This window comes from Streptomyces naganishii JCM 4654 (assembly GCF_014650575.1).
Classification (GTDB): Bacteria; Actinomycetota; Actinomycetes; order Streptomycetales; family Streptomycetaceae; genus Streptomyces; species Streptomyces naganishii.
The window spans coordinates 569,970-587,443 of record NZ_BMVF01000002.1 but is presented as its reverse complement, the minus strand read 5'-3'; the positions used below and the strand labels follow the sequence as shown (position 1 = coordinate 587,443).

The window sequence follows — 17,474 nt, the reverse complement described above, 5'->3', positions numbered from 1 at the left end:
AGTCATGCCGGACCCGGAGGCCAGCGGCCCTCTTGCAGGACCGCGAAGAAGATAACGGGGGCGTCCGCTGCCGGTGATGGGGTCGCCGGTGGCGGGGTCGAACTTGTAGGCGCGTTCGCCGGGGCGGATGGGCAGCGACCACCAGGGCTGTCCGGGGTGGTGGTGAAGACGTGGCGGACGGTGTGGATGCTGCGGCCTTGATGGTCGGTGATGGGGAACTGGCGGGCGAGGATCCAGCAGCGTCCCCCGAAGGGGGTGTACGCCTCGGCGATGTTGTTGGCGTAGGGGTACTGGTCGGCCTGCAGGCCGGCGCGGAGGGGTGCTGGTGCGCAGCAGCTCGTTCATGTCGTTCTTGGTGGTGATGCGAACGATGGGGACGTGCCGCTGGGGGATGTCGTCAAGCGGCATGGGCGTCTTCCTGTTGGTGAGGTAGATCCAGCCCTCAGGAGAGTTCTCCATCATCGCCTCAGCATGACCCGCAGTGCCGCTTCCAGCGCGACCGACGGCACCGCGAGGTTGGCCCTGAACACGACCACGAGTTCGTCCGCGACAGCGTATGCGCGCCGCTGGCCGTCGACATCACGCTCACGACCGTGCAGGCGATGCTCGCGTCGATGCGGATGACGACCGGCACATACCAGGCGGTGCTGCTTGAGATGCACGCCGCAACGGCCTCGGCCTCCTTGTACCCCATCACCACGTACCGGGCAGCAAAAGGCCAGAAGGCCGGAAAGAAGATGAAAAAGAAGGACTTGAAGGCGGACGGACGGAGGCCCGCGCGGGCCTCAGATTGGGCCCACCGGGCTGCCTCAGGGCCCAATCGGCAAGCGGTTTGGACCAGAAGTCGATCAAGTAAATGAGAAAAGACCAGGTCAGAGGGTGTTTGGTCTGGCTTTTCTCGGATCCGCTTTCGGGATTCGAACCCGAGACCTACGCATTACAAATGCGTAAGGTCCTCCCGGTCCCATCTTGGACCCATCTAGCCGTCGTACGGGCCTCACAGGGCAGTGGTATAGACCGCGAATCGATCAAAGGAACGCGAAAAGACCAGGTCAGACGGGGTCTGGCCTGGCTTTTCGTGGAGCCGCTTTCGGGATTCGAACCCGAGACCTACGCATTACGAGTGCGTTGCTCTGGCCATCTGAGCTAAAGCGGCGCGCTGCCGGCACTATGGTGCGATCGGCAACGTCGGTAAGTCTACACAGTTTCGCGGGGTGCTTCGCACACGCCCCGGAGGGGGCCGGACCGGGCGGACGAGGTCCGCTACGAGCAGCGCTTTCCGCGGGCCGGCGGGGTGCCGCGGAGCAGGTAGGCGTCGATCGCGGAGTCGATGCAGCGGCTGCCGCGGCCGTAGGCGGTGTGGCCGTCACCCACGAAGGTGAGCAGGCGGCCCGAGGACAGTTGGCGGGCCAGGGACTGGGCCCAGCGGTACGGGGTCGCCGGGTCGCGGGTGGTGCCGACGACCACGATGGGGGCCGCGCCCTTCGCCACGATGCGGTGCGGCCCGCCGGTCGCCCGCACCGGCCAGTAGGCGCAGTTCAGGGAGGCCCAGGCGAGGTCCTCGCCGAAGACGGGGGAGGCCTTCTCGAAGGCGGGGAGCGACTTCTGCACCTGCTGGGGCGAGGTGAAGGCGGGCGGCAGGTCCAGGCAGTTCACGGCGGCGTTGGCGTACATCAGGTTGCTGTAGTGGCCGTCGGCGTCACGCTCGTAGTAGCTGTCGGACAGCATGAGCAGGCCGGCGCCGTCGTTGTCCTTCATCGCCGAGTTCAGCGCCTCGCGCAGTTGCGGCCAGGCCGCCTGGTCGTACATCGCCGCGATGAAGCCCGTGGTGGCGAGCGCCTCGCCGAGGCGGCGGCCGTCCGCGTCGCCGGTGGGGACCGGGTGCGCGTCCAGCTTGCGGAAGAAGGCCGCGAGGCGGCCGCCGGCCTGCTCGGGCGTCGTGCCGCGGCCGCCGAGGGGGCAGTCGCCCTGGCGCACGCAGTCCTTCGCGAACGACCGGAACGCCGTCTCGAAGCCCGCCGTCTGGTCCAGGTTCATCCTGCGCGCCGACAGGGACGGGTCCATCGCGCCGTCCAGGACCAGCCGGCCGACCCGCTTCGGGAACAGCCCGGCGTACGTCGCGCCGAGGAACGTGCCGTAGGACGCGCCTACGTAGTGCAGCGTGCGGTCGCCGAGCACGGCGCGCAGAATGTCCATGTCGCGTGCCGCCTCCACCGTGGAGACGTGCCGCAGCAGCCGGGGGTCGTGCGCGCCGCAGCCTTCCGCGAACTTGCGGTAGGCGCCCACGAGCGCGTCGACCTCGCCGCGGTCGTCGGGCGTCATGTCGGTCTGCGTGTACGTGTCCATGCCGCGGTCGTCGAGGCACTCGACGGGCTCGCTGCGGGCCACACCGCGCGGGTCCATGGCGACCATGTCGTAACGGGCGCGCACCTCGGCCGGGTAGCCGGCGCCCGCGTACTGCTGCAGGTAGCCGATGGCCGAGCCGCCCGGGCCGCCCGGGTTGACCAGGAGGGAGCCGATGCGCGTGCCGGGGCCGGTGGCCTTCTTGCGGGCGACGGCCAGTCTGACGTCGCCCGCGGAGGGCCGGGAGTAGTCGAGCGGCGCCTTCATCGTGGCGCACTGGAAGCCGGGGACTCCGCAGTTGCGCCACGTCAGCTTCTGCGCGTAGTACCGGGACAGGGCGGCCGGCGTGGACTGGGGCAGCGCGGCCAGCACGGCGTCCGCCGCGGGGGTGGCCGCCGGGCGCTGCTGGGTGCCGGCGGCGGAGCAGCCCGAGACGAGCAGGACGGCGGCCACGAGGAGCGAGCCGCCGGTCCGGGCCGGGCGGAGGGCGGGAGAGAGCCGGGGACTCCGGATACGGAGGGCGCGCCTGATGTGCATCGAACGAGCGTAACCTTCCGCGATGGACTGAGCACTGTACGTGCACAGCGTGCCTCGTACGAGTGACGGCGGCGAGCGGCCGGCGGTGGGCGACGAGCGACCAGCGTTGGGCGGCGGTCGCTGAGCGGCCGCGGTCCGGCGGGGACCCGCGCGGCGGGCGTCAGCCCGCTCTCAGGGCCATCGTCATCGCCTCCACCGCCAGCAGCGGGGCCACGTTGCGGTCGAGCGCGTCGCGGCAGGCCGCGATCGCCTCTATGCGGCGCAGCGTGGACTCGGGCGAGCTGCCGGCGGCCACGCGGTCCAGGGTGTCCTGCGCGTCGGCGTTGGCGATGGCCACGCGGGAGCCGAGCTGGAGAGCGAGGACGTCACGGTAGACGCTGGTGAGGTCGGTGAGGGCGAGGTCGAGGCTGTCGCGCTGGGTGCGGGTGCGGCGGCGCTTCTGCTTGTCCTCCAGGTCCTTCATCACGCCCGCGGTGCCGCGCGGCAGCCGGCCGCCCTGGGCCGCGCCCAGCGCCGCCTTCAGCTCCTCGGTCTCCTTCGCGTCCAGCTCCTCGGCGAGCGCCTTGGCGTCCTCCGAGGCCGCGTCCACCAGTTCCTGGGCGGCCTTGAGGCAGCCGCCGATGTCGTCCAGGCGCAGGGGCAGCTTCAGGACGGCGGCGCGGCGTTCACGCGCCGCGGGGTCGGTGGCCAGGCGGCGGGCGCGGTCCACGTGGCCCTGGGTGGCGCGGGCGGCGGCGGCCGCCACGTCGGGTTCGACACCCTCACGGCGTACGAGCATGTCGGCGACGGCGGCCACCGAGGGGGTGGACAGGTTCAGGTGGCGGCAGCGGGAGCGGATGGTGGGCAGGACGTCCTCGATCGAGGGGGCGCACAGCAGCCACACCGTGCGCGGGGCGGGCTCCTCGACGGCCTTGAGGACGGCGTTGGCCGACTTCTCGTTCAGCCGCTCGGCGTCCTCGACCAGGATCACCTGCCAGCGGCCGTTCGCCGGGGACGTGAACGACTTGCGGACGGTGTCGCGCATGTCCTCGGCGAGGATCTGGGTGCCGACCGCGGCTACGGTGCTGACGTCGGCGTGCGTGCCGACCAGCGCCGTATGACAGCCGTCGCAGAAGCCGCAGCCGGGGGCGCCGCCCAGGGCCCGGTCGGGGCTCACGCACTGGAGGGCGGCGGCGAAGGCCCGCGCCGTCCGCGTGACGCCCGCGCCGGGCGGCCCCGTGAACAGCCAGGCGTGCGTCATCTTCGACGCCTCCGGCGGCGGCGCGTGCGAGGCGGCCGCGGTGACCAGGGCGTCGGCGTCCCGGGCGGCGGCGGTCAGCTGCTCGCCGATCCTCTCCTGCCCGACGAGGTCGTCCCAGACGCTCATGGGTCACCCGGCCCTTTCGTCACGGTTCGTGTTCCGCCTCCATTGTGCGGGGGAGCACTGACAACCCGGCCGGGCGGGCCCACCCGGCCGCCCGGCCACGGGCGAACAGCCGGCTCAGCGCCTCCGGCCGCGACCCCGGCCGCCGTCCCTGCCTCCGGCGTCCTCGCCGTCGCCGCCGTCCTCACGCGGTCCGAGCAGTTCGTCCGCCAGGGTCGGCAGGTCGTCCAGCGGGGTCTCCTCGGCCCAGTCCGGCCGGGGGCGCCGACGCGCGCCGCCGTCGTCCTGGACCTGGGGCAGCTCGCGCGTCCGGTCGTCGGTGCCGTCGGGCCGTACGGCCGTCGGCGGCCCCTGGCGGAAGAAGCCCGGCGGAACCCGGTCCGCGGGATCCTCGCGCACCGGCGGGAGTACGGCGGTGTCGTCGGCGGCTTCGTCGCGCACCGGGGGCAGCACCGCCGTCTCGTCGGCGCTCACCGGAGGCAGTACGGCGGTCTCGTCGGCCGCGCCGGCGGGCGGCACCGGAGGCAGTACGGCCGTCTCGTCGGCCGCGCCCGCCGGGGCCGGGGGAACCGGCGGCTTGGGCAGCTTCGCCGTGGTCTCCGACTCGGACTCGCCGGTGCCGCGAGGAGCCCGCGAGGCGCCCCGGCCGCCGCTCTCGGCCCCTCCGTCCGTCCGATCGACCTGCTCGTCCCGTGTGTCCCGCACCGGCGGAAGAACCGCCGTCTCGTCCGCGGGACCGCCGGACGCGTTCGTCGGCGTCACGACCGGGGTCGGCACGGTCGCCGCCTCCGGCGGCACCGCCGCACCCTCAGGTTCCGCGGGCCGGCGGGGACCCGCCTGTGCGGCGGCCGCCGCCTGCTCCGCCGCCCGCCGGGCCTCCTCGGCCCGCAGCAGGGCCAGCTCCGCCTTCTGCTGCTTCTCCAGCCGCCGCGCCTCGGCCTCGGCGCGCAGCCGCGCCTCCTCCTCGGCCTGCTTGCGGCGCCGCTCCTCCTCGGCCTTGCGCTGGGCCTCGGCCTCCGCGCGGGCCTGCTCCTCGGCGAGCAGCCGCGCCCGCTCCTCCTCGGCCCTGCGCCGCGCCTCCTCGGCGCGCTGCCGGGCCTCCTCGGCCTGCCGCTCGGCCTCGCGCCGCTGCGCCTCCTCCAGCTCGCGCCGCTTGCGCTCCTCCTCCTCGGCGCGCAGACGGGCCAGCTGCTCCTGGCGCTCCCGCTCCAGGCGCTCCTCCTCGGCCTTGCGCCGGGCTTCCTCCTCGGCCTTGCGGCGGGCCTCTTCCTCCGCCTTGCGGCGGGCCTCCTCCTGGGCCTTCAGCTCGGCCTCGGACAGCGGCAGGATCCGGTCCAGCCGGTGCCGTACGGCGGCGGTGACGGCCTCGGGCTCCTGACCGGCGTCCACCACGAGGTAGCGCCCGGGGTCGGCGGCGGCCAGGGTCAGGAAACCGGCCCGCACGCGCGCGTGGAACTCGGCCGGCTCCGACTCCAGGCGGTCGGGGGCCTCGGTGAAGCGCTCGCGGGCGGTCTCCGGGGAGACGTCCAGCAGGACCGTCAGGTGCGGCACCAGGCCGTTGGTGGCCCAGCGGGAGATCCGGGCGATCTCGGTCGGGGACAGGTCCCGGCCGGCGCCCTGGTAGGCGACGGAGGAGTCGATGTACCGGTCGGTGATCACCACGGCGCCGCGCTCCAGCGCGGGCCGTACGACGGTGTCGACGTGCTCGGCGCGGTCGGCGGCGTACAGCAGCGCCTCCGCGCGGTGGGACAGGCCCTGCGAGGAGACGTCCAGCAGGATGGACCGCAGCCGCTTGCCCACGGGCGTGGCCCCGGGCTCGCGGGTGAGGACGACCTCGTGGCCCTTGGACCTGATCCAGTCGGCGAGGGCCTCGGCCTGGGTGGACTTGCCGGCCCCGTCGCCGCCCTCGAGGGCGATGAAGAAACCGCTGGCCGCGGGCGCCGTCACCGGGTCGTCGCCGCCGCGCAGGGCGTCGACCAGGTCCTGCCTGAGCGGGACGCCGGAGCGGTCGTCGACCTTGGCCAGCACGAGCGCCGCCACCGGCAGCAGCAGCGCGCCGACGAGCATCAGCGTGAAGGCGGCGCCGCCGTGGGCGAACACGAACCGCCCGTTCTCCAGCCGGTGCGGGCCGATCGCGGCGGCGACCACGGGGGCGAGGACGGCGGCGAGGGCGACGAGGACCCGCACCACCGCGTGCAGGTGCTCGGTCATCCGCGTCCGGCGGTGGTCCTCGGTCTCCTGGTCGAGCAGCGCGTGCCCGGTGTTGGCGGCCGCGCCCGCGCCGATGCCGGCCAGCGCCAGGATCAGCAGGACGGTCGTGACGTCGGGAACCAGTCCGGCGGCCAGCAGCGCGACGCCGGTGAAGGCGATCGCCAGCGCCAGCAGGCGGCGCCGCGACAGCGACACCAGCGCCCTGGGCGCCGTACGGATGCCCACGACGACGCCGCCGGTCAGGGCGAGCACCGCCAGCCCGTACAGCACCGGGCCGCCGCCGAGGTCCCCGGCGTGCAGCGCGCAGACGGAGACGGCGGCGGCGATAGCCCCGGCGACGGAGGCGGAGGCGAGCACGAGCAGCGGGACGGCGCCCGTGCGGCCCTTGTCGACGCCGGTGGCGTTCTTCGGGCGGCGCAGGCCCTCGAGCGGGGACCGCGCGCGCGGGGTGCGCGTGTCCGGCAGTTCGAGGGAAGTCAGCACGGACAGGGAGGCGGCGAACAGGCCGGCTGCGACGTACGCGCCGAGGGCCGCGTGGTGCTGGTCGAACCAGTCGACGGCGGTGCCCAGGAGGTTGTTGAACAGGGACGCGACCACCAGCACGGCGGCGGCCAGCGGGATCGTCAGGAAGGTCGTGCGCAGCGTCAGGCGGCGCAGGGCGTCCATGTGGTCGGGCAGCGGGCGCACGGTCGCGCCCTCGGGGGGCGGGGCGGGCAGCAGCGCGGGCGCCGCGCTCTCCCGGCACACGGTCCACAGCCGCTCGGCGACCCCGGTCAGGAAGACGGTGACGAGCAGCAGGACGGGCGCGTTGGCCGGCGTCCAGTCGATCCACAGCGGGGCGACGATCAGCAGCGCGGCGCGCACGCCGTCCGTGCCGACCATGGTCCAGCGGCGGTCCAGGGGGCCTTCGTGGGAGGTGAGCGAGGTGAGCGGGCCGAGCAGGACCGCGCCGAAGAGCACGGTCGCCACGATGCGCGCCCCGAACACGGCCGCCACGGCGAGGGCCGCGCCGCGGTAGCCGCCGCCGAAGGAGCCCTCGGCGATGACCGCCTGGAGGGTGAGGACGACCAGGACCAGCAGCGCGACGGTGTCGGCGACGCCCCCCACCAGTTGGGCGCTCCACAGCCGCCGCGTCTGGGGACGTCGCAGCAGGGCGCGGACGGCGCGCTCGCGGGAGTCCGCCACCAGGGCGGCGTCGGGGGCCGGGGTGTCGGCCGTTGGCTGCTCGGCTCGCGTCATGCGTTCAGCCTATCGGGACGCACCGACAGCGCGTGGTGACCGTCCGAACGTGCGCACGCCCCGGCACAAAAGAGGTGCCGGGGTGTACGTAAAGCGAACGGATGGTGAAGATCACGGCCGCGGGCGGGCGGTACGTCGCACGCGCCGCCCGCCGCTCAGTCCTCCGCCGTCTTGGAGGCCGCCGCCTTCTTCGCGGTGGCGGCGGTCGTCGTCTTCTTCGCCGCCGTCTTCTTCGCGGTGGTCGTCTTCTTGGCAGCGGTCTTCTTGGCCGCCGTGGACGCCGTCTTCTTGGCCGCGGTCTTCTTGGCCGTCGTCTTCTTGGCGACCGCCTTCTTCGCGGTCTTCTTGGCCGGGCCCTTGGCGCGCTTCTCCGCGAGCAGTTCGAAACCGCGCTCAGGGGTGATCGTCTCGACGCTGTCACCGGAGCGCAGGGTCGCGTTGGTCTCCCCGTCGGTGACGTACGGCCCGAAGCGGCCGTCCTTCACCACGACCGGCTTTCCGCTGACCGGGTCCTCGCCGAGCTCCTTGAGCGGCGGCTTGGCGGCCGCGCGACCGCGCTGCTTGGGCTGGGCGTAGATCGCCAGCGCCTCCTCCAGCGTGATCGTGAACAGCTGGTCCTCGGTCTGCAGGGAGCGCGAGTCCGTGCCCTTCTTCAGGTAGGGCCCGTAGCGGCCGTTCTGCGCGGTGATCTCCTGGCCCTCGGCGTCGGTGCCGACCACGCGCGGGAGCGACATCAGCCTGAGCGCGTCGTCGAGGGTGACGGTGTCCAGGGACATCGACTTGAACAGTGAGGCCGTGCGCGGCTTGACGGCGTTCTTGCCCGTCTTCGGGGTGCCCTCGGGCAGGACCTCGGTGACGTACGGGCCGTAGCGGCCGTCCTTGGCGACGATCGTGTGGCCGGTGGCCGGGTCGGTGCCCAGCTCGAAGTCGCCGCTCGGCTTGGCGAGCAGTTCCTCGGCGAGCTCGACGGTCAGCTCGTCGGGCGCGAGGTCGTCCGGGATGTCGGCGCGCTGGTGCTGCTCGGTGTCCTTCTCGCCGCGCTCGATGTACGGACCGTAGCGGCCCACCCGCAGCACGATGTCGTTGCCGACGGGGAAGGAGGACACCTCGCGGGCGTCGATCGCGCCGAGGTCGGTCACCAGTTCCTTGAGGCCGCCGAGGTGGTCGCCGTCGCCGTTGCCCGCGTCGGCCGCGCCGCCCTCGCCGGTGCCTTCACCGAAGTAGAACCGCTTCAGCCACGGCACCGCGCGGGCCTCGCCGCGGGCGATGCGGTCGAGGTCGTCCTCCATCCGGGCGGTGAAGTCGTAGTCGACGAGCCGGCCGAAGTGCTTCTCCAGGAGGTTGACCACGGCGAAGGACAGGAAGGACGGCACCAGGGCGGTGCCCTTCTTGAAGACGTACCCGCGGTCGAGGATGGTGCCGATGATCGAGGCGTACGTCGACGGGCGGCCGATCTCGCGCTCTTCGAGCTCCTTGACCAGGCTGGCCTCGGTGTAGCGGGCCGGGGGCTTGGTGGCGTGCCCGTCGGCCGTGATCTCCTCGGCGCTCAGCGCGTCGCCCTCGGCGACCTGGGGCAGCCGGCGCTCGCGGTCGTCGAGCTCGGCGTTGGGGTCGTCGGCGCCCTCGACGTAGGCCTTGAGGAAGCCGTGGAAGGTGATGGTCTTGCCGGACGCGCTGAACTCGACGTCCCGGCCGTCGGCCGCGGTGCCGCCGATGCGCACGGTGACGGAGTTCCCGGTCGCGTCCTTCATCTGGGAGGCGACGGTCCGCTTCCAGATCAGCTCGTACAGCTTGAACTGGTCGCCGGTCAGCCCGGTCTCGGCCGGCGTGCGGAAACGATCACCCGAGGGGCGGATCGCCTCGTGCGCCTCCTGGGCGTTCTTGACCTTCCCGGCGTACGTGCGCGGCTGCGGCGGCAGGTAGTCGGCGCCGTACAGCTGCGTGACCTGGGCGCGTGCGGCGGAGACCGCCGTGTCGCTCAGGGTGGTGGAGTCCGTACGCATGTACGTGATGTGGCCGTTCTCGTACAGCTTCTGGGCGATCTGCATGGTCGCCTTCGCGCCGAAGCCGAGCTTGCGGCTCGCCTCCTGCTGAAGCGTCGTCGTACGGAACGGGGCGTACGGCGAGCGGCGGTACGGCTTGGACTCGACGGAGCGGACGGAGAAGCGGGTGTTCTCCAGCGCGGCGGCGAGCGCGCGGGCGTTCGCCTCGTCGAGGTGGAGGGTGTTCGCGCTCTTCAGCCGGCCGAGGGAGTCGAAGTCGCGGCCCTGCGCGACACGCCGGCCGTCGACGCTCTGCAGCCGGGCGACCAGGGAGGACGGGTCGGAGGCATCGCCGGCGCGGCCGGTCGAGAAGGTGCCGGTCAGGTCCCAGTACTCGGCGGAGCGGAACGCCATGCGCTCGCGCTCCCGCTCGACCACGAGCCGGGTCGCGACGGACTGCACGCGGCCCGCCGACAGGCGCGGCATGACCTTCTTCCACAGCACCGGGGAGACCTCGTAGCCGTAGAGGCGGTCCAGGATGCGACGGGTCTCCTGGGCGTCGACCAGGCGCTGGTTGAGCTGGCGCGGGTTGGCGACGGCGGCCCGGATCGCGTCCTTGGTGATCTCGTGGAAGACCATCCGCTTGACGGGGATCTTGGGCTTGAGGACCTCCTGGAGGTGCCAGGCGATCGCCTCGCCCTCGCGGTCCTCATCGGTGGCGAGGAAGAGCTCGTCGGAGTCCTTCAGCAGGTCCTTGAGCTTCTTGACCTGGGCCTTCTTGTCCGCGTTGATCACGTAGATCGGCTGGAAGTCGTGTTCGACGTCCACACCGAGGCGGCGGACCTCGCCGGTGTACTTCTCGGGGACCTCCGCGGCCCCGTTGGGAAGGTCGCGGATGTGCCCGACGCTCGCTTCGACGACGTAGCCGGGGCCGAGGTAGCCCTTGATCGTCTTCGCCTTGGCAGGCGACTCGACGATGACGAGTCGGCGGCCGCCCTGTGCGGTCTCGCTGGTCGGGGACAACTTCGCTCTTCTCTCCGGTCGGCTCTGGATCTCCCCAGGCCTTGGTTTCCCGGGGTCGGGTCGTGCTGACGCTGCGGAGTGTGACGGTACATCCCGCCCCCGTGTCAAACGGGAAAAGCCCGCAACGGCCACTCGAACGGTAACCCGACTACCGCCCTTCCTGCCGCCCGGAGTGCACACCGGCCCCTTCGGTGATATGCGGAGGGTCACCTCTCCATTACCGGCGACGGGGTGCCGCGGCACCGCTGCGGGGGACGTCACAGGCGGGTGAGGCACCACGCTCCGAGGGCCAGGGCCGTGAGGGCGGCCACACTGGCGACGGTAACCGACATCGCGCGGTGCGCGCCGGTGGCGACCGGTTCGCGGCGCCACGTCCGGGCCGTCGTCCAGCCCAGCAGTGCCGTCCCGAACAGGGCGAACACCGTCCCTGTGAAGATCGCCGGCCCGCTCTCCATGTACGTCCCCTCCCGCATCCGGATCCCCCGGTCCGGGAGGCTGGCAGCCGCGTGCGACGGCGGGGCCAACCCGCGGTGAACGGCGCGCACGGCCGCCCGCGCGCCCTCCGGCCACCGTCACGCGGCGTGGCCGCACGGACGCGGCGAGGGGACGGCTCGCGCCGGAAAAAGAACGTGACCGAAAAACCCTCCGCACCCACGCGGCGCCCGGCACACGGACGCCGGGCCGCCCGGACCGTCGACTCCGGCCGCCTGGGCCGCCGACTCCGCCCCGCCCCCGCCGTCGGCGTCGGGTCCGCTCGGGCCACCGACTCCGGTCCGCCCCGACCGCCGGCGTCCGGTTCGCTCGGACCGCCGACTCCGGTCCGTCGGTCTCCGCCCTGCCCGGGCCTCCGGTGCCACTGAGGCCCCCGCTCAGACACACGGTGCCCGCTCAGTCACGGGCTGTCGCTCAGGCGCCCGGTGCGTCGGCGGGCCGACGGCGGCCACCCGTGCCCGGGCCGCCGGTGCCGCTCGGCCCGCGGTGCCGTCCAGGCGTCCGGTGCGTCGTCAGTCCGCCGGTTCCAGGAAGCCCTGCTCCACCAGGAGGCGGATCTGGGCGGGGGTGCGGTCGCGCAGGAGTACCGGGTCCTCGCCCATCAACTGGGCGATGGCGTCCAGGATCCGGCCGGCGCTCAGCGTGCCGTCGCAGACCCCTGCGAAGCCCGCGCCGACGGTGTCCACGGCGGTGGCCCTGCGCATGCCCCGGTGCTGGCGCAGCACCACGTGCTCCGGGTCCTCGGCGCCGGGCAGCCCGACCTGCTCCTGCACGATCTCGCGCACGAGACGGAAGTGCGCCTCCAGCAGGGCCGCGTCGTCGTGCTCCCGCAGGTAGTCGAGCCGGTCGAAGTGCGCGCGGACCGTGTCGCCGAGCGGCTGCTCCACCGCGTGCGGCCACTCCTCGACGGTCACCGACGGCTCGACGGCCGCCGTACGGCGCAGGGTGATCCAGCCGAAGCCCACGGCCCGCACCTTGCGCGCCTCGAACTCCTCCAGCCAAGCGTCGTACCGCGCCTGGTACTCGGCCGGGTCGTCGCGGTGGTCGCCGGCGTCCCTGAGCCACAGCTCGGCGTACTGGGTGACGTCCTGCACCTCGCGCTGCACGATCCAGGCGTCGCACCCGCGGGGCACCCATGACCTGAGTCTGTCCTGCCAGTCCTCCCCCTCCACGTGCTGCCAGTTGGCGAGGAACTGCGCGAACCCGCCCTCGTTCAGCCGCTCCCCCGCCTGCTGAACGAGCGTGCGGCACAGATCGTCCCCGCTCATCCCGCCGTCGCGGTAGGTGAGCCGGGCGCCGGGTGAGATCACGAAGGGCGGGTTCGACACGATCAGGTCGAACCTCTCGTCGTCGCGGACCGGCTCGAACAGCGAGCCCTGCCTCAGGTCGGCGGCCGGGGCGCCGGACAGCGCGAGCGTGAGCGCGGTGATGTGCAGCGCGCGCGGGTTGACGTCGGTCGCCGTCACGCGCGTGGCGTGCCGGCCCGCGTGCAGCGCCTGGATGCCGGATCCGGTGCCGAGGTCGAGGGCGCTGGCGACGGGCGTACGGACCGTGATGCCGGCGAGGGTCGTGGAGGCGCCGCCGACGCCGAGGACCACGCCCTCCTCGCGGCTGCCGATGCCCCCCGCGCCGCCGACCGCGCAGCCCAGGTCGGAGACGATGAACCAGTCCTCGCCGTCCAGTCCGCCGTACGGCCGCACGTCCACGGTCGCGGCGAGCTCGTCGCCTCCCACACGGACCAGCCAGCCGGTCTCCAGGCAGGCGTCGACGGGCAGGACGTCCGCCACGCGCGCGTGCGGCACGGGCTGCTGGAGCAGGAACAGCCGGAGGAGCATCTCCAGCGGCGTGTCCCCGCGCGTGGCCCGCAGGGCGGGCACGGTCTCGCTGCGCGCGAGGGCCGCGTAGGCGGGTGCGCCGAGCAGGTCGAGCAGTCCGTCGGCGGTGAAGGAGGCGTCGAGCAGGGCGTCCCGGAGCCGGGCGGCGACGTCCGGGCGGTCGGCGGCGGGCAGGGCGGTCAGGCTGGAGTCACTCACGTCCCCCATTGTGTCGGTCGGCACCGACATCGCACGCGCGCGTGCCGCGCCGTTTTCCGGCCGTGCCCGCGCGGCCGGGCCCACCCGCCGGGGCCGGGGCCCACCCGCCGGGGGCCCACCCTCCGGGACTCAGCCTTCGCGGCCCACCCGGCGGGACTCAGCCGCTGGTCGCCGGCGCGGAGGCCGAGGCGGACTTGCAGCTGGACTGGCGGGCCATGGCCTTGCCGACGTCGCCCTCCTCCAGGTTCTTCAGGGCGTCGCTGCCGGTCTTGCTCAGCTTGTCCAGCTGGGTCGCGATGCCCTTGAGGCCGTCGGCGAACTTGGCCTGGTCCTCGGTGTCGAGCTTGTCCACCTGCTGCTTGAGGGAGACGTAGGAGGCGCTGAGGGCGTTGAGCTCCTTGACCGCGTCCTGCTGCTTCTTGCTGCCGTTGTCCACGTTGGGGGCACCGGCCCGGCTCACGGCGGCGCCGATCGCCTTGTAGGCGTCGGACATGTCCTGGAACGCCTGCGCGTCGGTCTTCTGGACCGCAGTGGTCGGGCTGTTGTCCGAGGTCTGCTTCTGGATCGCGGCGCTGGCGGCCTCGATCTTCTTCGCCTGGGGCTGCACCGCCTCGCACACCTGCTTGGCCCAGGTGTTCAGCGCGTCGTTCTTGTTGTCGGCGCTGTTGTTGCCGCAACCCGTCAGTGCCAGTGCCAGTACCGCACCGCCGGACAGTGCGGCCGCGAGCTTCTTGTTCACCGGTTTGGTCCCTTCCATGGCTCTCGGCCCCGGAACATACACGCCGTATCGGCGGCAACCCCCGGTCAAGCACCCGTTATGGCACCTCTTGTAGCCATTTGCACCAAGCGAGAGAAGGCTCACGGCATGGGGTGCGCCCGCGCACGCAGCGGGCGGGCGGCGCGTGTGCCGCGCCGCCCGCCCGCCTGATGAGCTGGGCCTCCCGTAAGACCGCCTACGAAACCACCGCGGGATCGGCCGACTTGGACACCCGTTCGGCGTTGTCTTCGTCACCCACGGCGATTCCGCGCCGCTTGGAGATGTAGACCGAGCCGACGATGACGATCAGCGCCAGGATCGCGATCATGATGCGTACCCCGAGGCTCTTGTCGCTGCCGTAGGAGAACTTGATGACCGCGGGCGCGATGAGCAGCGAGACGAGGTTCATCACCTTCAGCAGCGGGTTGATCGCGGGCCCGGCGGTGTCCTTGAAGGGATCGCCGACCGTGTCCCCGATGACCGTGGCGGCGTGGGCATCGCTGCCCTTGCCGCCGTGGTGGCCGTCCTCGACCAGTTTCTTGGCGTTGTCCCAGGCACCGCCGGAGTTGGCGAGGAACACCGCCATCAGCGTGCCCGCGCCGATGGCGCCGGCGAGGTAGGCGCCGAGCGCGCCGACACCGAGCGTGAAGCCGATGAAGATCGGCGCCATGACGGCGAGCAGCCCGGGCGTGGCGAGTTCGCGCAGGGCGTCCTTGGTGCAGATGTCGACGACCTTGCCGTACTCCGGCTTCTCGCTGTAGTCCATGATCCCGGGCTTCTCGCGGAACTGCCGGCGCACCTCGAACACCACCGCACCCGCCGACCGCGACACCGCGTTGATCGCCAGCCCCGAGAAGAGGAAGACGACCGCCGCGCCCGCGATCAGGCCGACCAGGTTGTTGGGCTGCGAGATGTCCATGATCAGGGTCATCGGCGCGCGGGAGCCGGACAACTGCTGCCCGACGTCGCGCGCCCCGGTGGTGATCGCGTCGCGGTACGACCCGAACAGCGCCGAGGCCGCGAGGACGGCGGTGGCGATGGCGATGCCCTTGGTGATGGCCTTGGTGGTGTTGCCCACCGCGTCCAGGTTGGTGAGCACCTGCGCGCCCGCGCCCTCGACGTCGCCCGACATCTCGGCGATGCCCTGGGCGTTGTCGGAGACCGGGCCGAAGGTGTCCATGGCGACGATCACGCCGACCGTGGTGAGCAGGCCGGTGCCGGCCAGCGCCACCGCGAACAGCGCCAGCATGATCGACGTACCGCCGAGCAGGAACGCCCCGTACACGCCGAGGCCGATCAGCAGGGCGGTGTAGACGGCCGACTCCAGGCCGACCGAGATGCCGGCGAGGACGACGGTGGCCGGGCCGGTGAGCGAGGTCTTGCCGATGTCCCTGACGGGACGCCGGCTGGTCTCGGTGAAGTAGCCGGTCAGCTGCTGGATCACGGCCGCCAGCAGGATGCCGATCGCCACCGCGACGAGCGCGAGGACGCGCGGGTCGCCGTCCTTGCCGCGGATCGCCGCGTCGGTGACGCCGGTCAGGCCGGAGTAGGTGGACGGGAGATAGGTGTAGACGGCCGCCGCGACCAGCGCGAGCGAGATCACGGCGGAGATGAAGAAGCCGCGGTTGATGGCGCTCATGCCGCTGCGGTCGGCGCGCCGCGGCGCCACGGCGAAGATGCCGATCATGGCGGTGATCACACCGATGGCCGGCACCAGCAGGGGGAAGGCCAGACCGTCGTTGCCGAAGGCCGCCTTGCCGAGGATGAGGGCGGCGACCAGCGTGACGGCGTACGACTCGAAGAGGTCCGCCGCCATGCCGGCGCAGTCGCCGACGTTGTCGCCCACGTTGTCCGCGATGGTCGCGGCATTGCGCGGATCGTCCTCCGGAATGCCCTGCTCGACCTTGCCGACCAGGTCGGCGCCGACGTCGGCGGCCTTGGTGAAGATGCCGCCGCCGACACGCATGAACATCGCGATGAGCGCCGCGCCGAGGCCGAAGCCCTCGAGCACCTTCGGCGCGTCGGCCGCGTACACCAGCACCACACAGGAGGCGCCCAGCAGGCCGAGCCCCACCGTGAACATGCCGACGACGCCGCCCGTGCGGAACGCGATCTTCATGGCTTTGTGCGAGACGGTGGTGAGATCCTTTTCGGGCTCACCTTCCGCCGGGGTCGCTTCCCGGGCCGCCGCGGCGACGCGCACATTGCTGCGCACGGCGAGCCACATGCCGATATACCCGGTGGCCGCCGAGAAGGCCGCACCGATCAGGAAGAACACCGACCGTCCGGCACGCTGATTCCAGTCGTCCGCGGGCAGCAGCATGAGCAGGAAGAACACGACGACGGCGAATACGCCGAGCGTGCGCAGCTGACGGCCCAGATAGGCCTTGGCGCCCTCCTGGACCGCTTCCGCGATCTTCTTCATGCTGTCGGTGCCCTCGCCGGCCGCGAGCACTTGGCGTACCAGGACGCCGGCGACCACGAGCGCGGCCAGCGCGACGGCTCCGATGACCGCCACGATGATCCGGTTGTCGTGAGTCAGTACTGCGGCCGCGAGGGTTGTGGGGTGACCCAACTGTTCAGGGGTAGAAAGCCCCGCCATTCGTCCTCCTTGACGCTTGGGCTGAGCTCAAGATGTGGACGGATTGTAGGTACCGGAACCTGATCAAAACAGTACGCCGTAAATGGAATCAGCCTTCACATGCTTCTCAGCAAATGATCGTCGGGTGGTCACCGAACCCGAAAGCAGTAATGCCTCAAAAGCATTGACGCTTGATCCATTATCAGGCTATTGATCGTGAACGAATTCACGAATTGATGGCATGACTACTGTAAGCCCGGTGACCGGCGCCGCGACATGCCGAAGGGCCCCACTGTGTGGGGCCCTTCGGCAGTGCGGCTTCGGGTGTCCGGCTTCAGCGCGGTACGCGATCAGCCGGCTCGGTTCGGTTCGGTTTGGCTCGGTTCGGCTCAGGGTTGGGTGCTCAGGAGAGCACCACGGCCGGTGGTGTGGTCGGCCAGGTCATCTTGATGGACCCGCCGTGCTCCCCTGCGGAGACCTGCACGTCGTCGACGAGCCCGCTGATGACCGCGAGACCCATCTCGTCCTCCTCGGCCTCCGCCTCGTTCACGGCGCCCGGGGCGTCCCCGGGGCCGTGCGGGGCGTGCGCGGCCTCGTCGCCGACCTCGATGGAGAACTGCTTCTCCTCCTCGATCAGCATCACCTTCACCGGCGCCGAGATGCCGCCGATCTGGTGCAGCCCGACGGCACGGGAGCAGGCCTCACCGACGGCGAGGCGGACCTCGTCGAGGACAGCCTCGTCCACTCCGGCCCTGCGCGCCACCGCTGCCGCCACCAGACGGGCGGTCCTGACGTGCTCGGGCAGCGCGCTGAAGCGGAGTTCGACGGTGGCCATGCATCCCCCTCGGAGCTACGGGCGTGCTGTCGAGGGGCCGGGCCGCCGAGAGCCCGGTCCCCCGCGTTGATCTCTTCC

10 protein-coding genes and 2 tRNA genes are annotated in these 17,474 nt (G+C 72.2%); all 12 read right to left on the bottom strand.

Annotation, left to right across the window (positions count from 1 at the left end):
• Nucleotides 1-458: 458 nt before the first annotated feature.
• The 12 genes from IE217_RS05445 to IE217_RS05390 all read right to left on the bottom strand — a co-directional run bounded on the left by IE217_RS05445 (nucleotide 459) and on the right by IE217_RS05390 (nucleotide 17,396).
• Complete coding sequence (locus IE217_RS05445) at nucleotides 459-662, bottom strand: hypothetical protein (RefSeq protein WP_190176518.1); 204 nt, start codon at nucleotides 660-662, stop codon at nucleotides 459-461.
• 237 nt (nucleotides 663-899) lie between these two features.
• A tRNA-Thr gene (locus tag IE217_RS05440) sits at nucleotides 900-977 on the bottom strand.
• Nucleotides 978-1,079: 102 nt separating this feature from the next.
• Nucleotides 1,080-1,156, bottom strand: a tRNA-Thr gene (locus IE217_RS05435).
• Between the two features lie 107 nt (nucleotides 1,157-1,263).
• Nucleotides 1,264-2,880, bottom strand: a complete 1,617-nt coding sequence (locus tag IE217_RS05430; RefSeq protein WP_190176517.1) for an alpha/beta hydrolase — start codon at nucleotides 2,878-2,880, stop codon at nucleotides 1,264-1,266.
• 160 nt (nucleotides 2,881-3,040) lie between these two features.
• Nucleotides 3,041-4,246, bottom strand: a complete 1,206-nt coding sequence (locus IE217_RS05425; protein WP_190176516.1) for a DNA polymerase III subunit delta' — start codon at nucleotides 4,244-4,246, stop codon at nucleotides 3,041-3,043.
• A gap of 114 nt (nucleotides 4,247-4,360) precedes the next feature.
• A complete protein-coding gene (gene tmk, locus IE217_RS05420; RefSeq protein ID WP_190176515.1) occupies nucleotides 4,361-7,693 on the bottom strand; it encodes a dTMP kinase in 3,333 nt (1,110 codons plus the stop codon).
• A gap of 155 nt (nucleotides 7,694-7,848) precedes the next feature.
• Nucleotides 7,849-10,698: a type I DNA topoisomerase gene (gene topA, locus IE217_RS05415; RefSeq protein WP_190176514.1), complete on the bottom strand. Its 2,850-nt coding sequence runs from the start codon at nucleotides 10,696-10,698 to the stop codon at nucleotides 7,849-7,851.
• A 257-nt stretch (nucleotides 10,699-10,955) separates the two neighbouring features.
• The gene (locus IE217_RS05410; RefSeq protein WP_190176513.1) at nucleotides 10,956-11,153 is read right to left on the bottom strand and encodes a hypothetical protein; all 198 of its coding nucleotides are present in this window, start codon (nucleotides 11,151-11,153) and stop codon (nucleotides 10,956-10,958) included.
• Between the two features lie 549 nt (nucleotides 11,154-11,702).
• Complete coding sequence (locus tag IE217_RS05405; RefSeq protein ID WP_229865044.1) at nucleotides 11,703-13,232, bottom strand: DUF7059 domain-containing protein; 1,530 nt, start codon at nucleotides 13,230-13,232, stop codon at nucleotides 11,703-11,705.
• A 148-nt stretch (nucleotides 13,233-13,380) separates the two neighbouring features.
• Nucleotides 13,381-13,980, bottom strand: a complete 600-nt coding sequence (locus IE217_RS05400; protein ID WP_190176511.1) for a small secreted protein — start codon at nucleotides 13,978-13,980, stop codon at nucleotides 13,381-13,383.
• A 196-nt stretch (nucleotides 13,981-14,176) separates the two neighbouring features.
• Nucleotides 14,177-16,582, bottom strand: coding sequence for a sodium-translocating pyrophosphatase (locus tag IE217_RS05395; protein ID WP_190176510.1), 2,406 nt, complete (start codon nucleotides 16,580-16,582; stop codon nucleotides 14,177-14,179).
• Between the two features lie 382 nt (nucleotides 16,583-16,964).
• Complete coding sequence (locus IE217_RS05390; RefSeq protein WP_190176509.1) at nucleotides 16,965-17,396, bottom strand: ATP-binding protein; 432 nt, start codon at nucleotides 17,394-17,396, stop codon at nucleotides 16,965-16,967.
• Nucleotides 17,397-17,474 lie beyond the last annotated feature (78 nt).

Bases quoted from the DNA above. Each gene is read 5' to 3' on its own strand.
- IE217_RS05390 (WP_190176509.1), bottom strand. From the start codon at position 17,396: ATGGCCACCGTCGAACTCCGCTTCAGCGCGCTGCCCGAGCACGTCAGG.
- IE217_RS05430 (WP_190176517.1), bottom strand. From the start codon at position 2,880: ATGCACATCAGGCGCGCCCTCCGTATCCGGAGTCCCCGGCTCTCTCCC.
- IE217_RS05400 (WP_190176511.1), bottom strand. From the start codon at position 13,980: ATGGAAGGGACCAAACCGGTGAACAAGAAGCTCGCGGCCGCACTGTCC.
- IE217_RS05410 (WP_190176513.1), bottom strand. From the start codon at position 11,153: ATGGAGAGCGGGCCGGCGATCTTCACAGGGACGGTGTTCGCCCTGTTC.
- IE217_RS05395 (WP_190176510.1), bottom strand. From the start codon at position 16,582: ATGGCGGGGCTTTCTACCCCTGAACAGTTGGGTCACCCCACAACCCTC.
- IE217_RS05425 (WP_190176516.1), bottom strand. From the start codon at position 4,246: ATGAGCGTCTGGGACGACCTCGTCGGGCAGGAGAGGATCGGCGAGCAG.
- IE217_RS05405 (WP_229865044.1), bottom strand. From the start codon at position 13,232: ATGGGGGACGTGAGTGACTCCAGCCTGACCGCCCTGCCCGCCGCCGAC.
- tmk (WP_190176515.1), bottom strand. From the start codon at position 7,693: ATGACGCGAGCCGAGCAGCCAACGGCCGACACCCCGGCCCCCGACGCC.